Source organism: Streptomyces beijiangensis, assembly GCF_017315755.1.
Lineage (GTDB): Bacteria > Actinomycetota > Actinomycetes > Streptomycetales > Streptomycetaceae > Streptomyces > Streptomyces beijiangensis.
The window spans coordinates 1-414 of the sequence record NZ_JAFLRJ010001158.1 but is presented as its reverse complement, the minus strand read 5'-3'; the positions used below and the strand labels follow the sequence as shown (position 1 = coordinate 414).

1 protein-coding gene is annotated in these 414 nt (G+C 74.4%); it reads right to left on the bottom strand.

Annotated features, from left to right (window positions below):
* On the bottom strand, nt 1–414 hold a 414-nt coding region (locus J0695_RS40975), incomplete at both ends, for an ATP-binding protein (protein ID WP_206969881.1).

Genomic DNA, 414 nt, shown 5'->3' with positions numbered 1-414 from the left:
GCGGAGACCTGTCCGCGCGGCGGACCCGCACCGAGCCGCCCGCCGCCACCGGCCGGAGGCTGCTGGCCGGCGCCTGCCGGCCCGGAGGGTATGGAAGGCGCGCCCGCCATGGCGGGGACGGGCTTCTTGCCGCCCTGGGCCACATCGACGGGCAGCATGACCAGCGCGGTCGTACCACCGGAGTCGGAGGGGCGCAGCTGGATACGGATGCCGTGTCGCAAGGACAGCCGGCCGACCACGAACAGACCCATGCGGCGCGAGACCGAGACGTCCACCGTGGGCGGCGAGGCGAGCCGCTCGTTGATCGCCGCGAGGTCCTCGGGCGAGAGGCCGATACCGGTGTCGTGGATCTCGACCAGCACGCGCCCGTCGGGCAGCGCGTGGCCGGTGACACGGACCTTGGTCTGCGGCGAG